This is a genomic window from Microvirga calopogonii (genome assembly GCF_003347665.1).
In the GTDB taxonomy this organism is placed as follows: Bacteria; Pseudomonadota; Alphaproteobacteria; order Rhizobiales; family Beijerinckiaceae; genus Microvirga; species Microvirga calopogonii.
The window spans coordinates 1-2,001 of sequence record NZ_QDGA01000227.1 but is presented as its reverse complement, the minus strand read 5'-3'; the positions used below and the strand labels follow the sequence as shown (position 1 = coordinate 2,001).

Below are 2,001 nucleotides of genomic sequence, written 5' to 3'. Positions count from 1 at the left end.
CGAAAAAATGGAGAGCCTTTCATGAAGCAGGAGGATCTCCATGCCCCAGACACGCTTTACGAGAGAGTTCCAGGATGAGGCGGTGCGGCTTGCTCTGACCAGCGGCCGCAGCCGGCGTGCGATTGCCGCGGATCTCGGGGTCGGCCTGTCGACCCTGCGCCACTGGATTGATCGCCGGCGCGAGCACCAGATCGATGATCCGCCCGAAGAGCGCCAAGAGGACATGGCGGCCGAGTTGAAGCGACTGCGGCGCGAGAACGAGATCCTGCGCCAGGAGCGGGAGATCCTGAAGAAGGCCACGGCTTTTTTCGCCAAGGAGGGAAGTCGATGAAGTTCCGGTTCATCGATGTGGCGAAAGAGGAGTTCCCCGTCACCCGCCTGTGCCAAGTTCTCGGCGTGAGCCAGAGCGGCTATTTCGCCTGGCGATCGCGTCCGGCGAGTTGCCGTCAGCGGGAGGACCTGGTGCTCTTGGCCCATGTCCGCTCGGCCTTCATCCGCTCGCATGAGACCTACGGCAGTCCCCGCATGACTTGCGAGTTGCAGGATAAGGGCCTGAAGGTCGGTCGCCGTCGGACTGCTCGGCTGATGCGCGAGAACGGGTTGAAAGCCCGGCAGAAGCGGCGGTTCAAGCGCACCACCGACAGCCATCATGGCTTTCCGATCGCGCCCAACCTGCTCGAGCAGGACTTCTCGGCCGAGCGCCCGAACGAGAAGTGGGCGGCCGATATCTCCTATCTGTGGACGAACGAGGGCTGGCTCTATCTGGCCGTCGTCCTCGATCTCTTCGCCCGCCGGGTGGTCGGCTGGGCGGTCAGTGACAGCCTCCACAAGGAACTGGCGCTCGAAGCCCTGCGCAAGGCTCTGGCGATCCGAAGACCTGGTGAGGGGCTGATCCATCATGCGGATCGCGGCAGTCAATATTGTTCGAACGAGTATCAGGCCGCGCTGAAGAAACACGGCATCCAGATCTCAATGTCCGGGAAAGGCAATTGCTTCGACAACGCCGTTGTTGAGACCTTCTTCAAGACCTTGAAATCTGAGCTGGTCTGGCGCACCGTCTTTGAGACCAGAGCCGAGGCCAAGCAGGCGATCGGCCACTACATCGACGGCTTTTACAACCCCGTCCGGCGTCACTCGACACTCGATTATGTCAGTCCGGTTCAGTTCGAAAGGCTGGCCGAATAGCTAGCAAACCGCTCTCCACTTAAGCGAAGCAAATCCAGGACCGGGGTGATGCGCCATGGGCAATAGCGCGCCAGTTCCTGAGCATGGAGGGAGAGATCCCCAGCTCGGTCGCGATCTGCATCAGAGGACGGCCGCTGCCTTCCAGAAGCGCCACGGCCTCTTGCTTGAACTCGGGTGTGAATTCTCGCCTTGTCTTCGTCATCAAACACCTTCCCGCTCTACAGGAGCGTATTAGAGGTGTCCGTCAAAACGAGGGAAGATCAGTGCCGTCTTTTACCACTATGCCCAGTGGCGTGAGGACGGCACGTGGAAGCACGTGACCCAGGTCCTGCGGGAGAGCTATTGGCGTACGATCGGCCGTCCTCCTCAGCCGACAGCGGCGATCATCGACAGCCAGTCGGTCAAGACCACTGAGATGGGTGGACCACGAGGGTACGACGGTGCCAAGAAGGTGAAGGGCCGCAAGCGCCATCTGCTCGTTGATACGCAAGGCAATCTGCTGAAGAACAGCATGCAGCCCGCCGACATTCATGATCGCGCAGGCGCCGAACTCCTGCTGGAGGGGCTGCAGCATCTGTTTCCGGCCATTGAGCGCGTGTGGGCCGACACGGCTTATCGCGGGCTGAAGGACTGGTTGTGCAGAGCGCTGGGATGGAAGCTGTCGATTCCGCAACACTGGTGGAGTGAAGGCACCTGGATGCGGGCTGACGCAGAGCCGCCGACGCGACCGAGTGGCTTTCAGGTGCTCGCGCGAAGGTGGGTGGTGGAGCGGACCATCGGTTGGCTGACTACCAACCGGCGGCTGGCCAAGGACTA

At 61.4% G+C, this 2,001-nt stretch carries 2 protein-coding genes and 1 pseudogene; 2 read left to right on the top strand and 1 reads right to left on the bottom strand.

The features are described from left to right. The first annotated feature begins 40 nt into the window (after positions 1-40). A protein-coding gene (locus DDF70_RS36095; protein WP_425374111.1) for an IS3 family transposase occupies positions 41-1,185 on the top strand; the annotation gives its coding sequence in 2 pieces (ribosomal slippage) (positions 41-299 and positions 299-1,185; 1,146 coding nt in all). 43 nt (positions 1,186-1,228) lie between these two features. Here DDF70_RS36095 and DDF70_RS36090 read toward each other — a convergent pair. After that, positions 1,229-1,387: pseudogene (locus DDF70_RS36090) on the bottom strand (transposase); the annotation flags it as partial. A 57-nt stretch (positions 1,388-1,444) separates the two neighbouring features. Between DDF70_RS36090 and DDF70_RS36085 the strand changes: the two are divergent. Further along, on the top strand, positions 1,445-2,001 hold a 557-nt coding region (locus tag DDF70_RS36085; protein WP_245435789.1), incomplete at its 3' end, for an IS5 family transposase.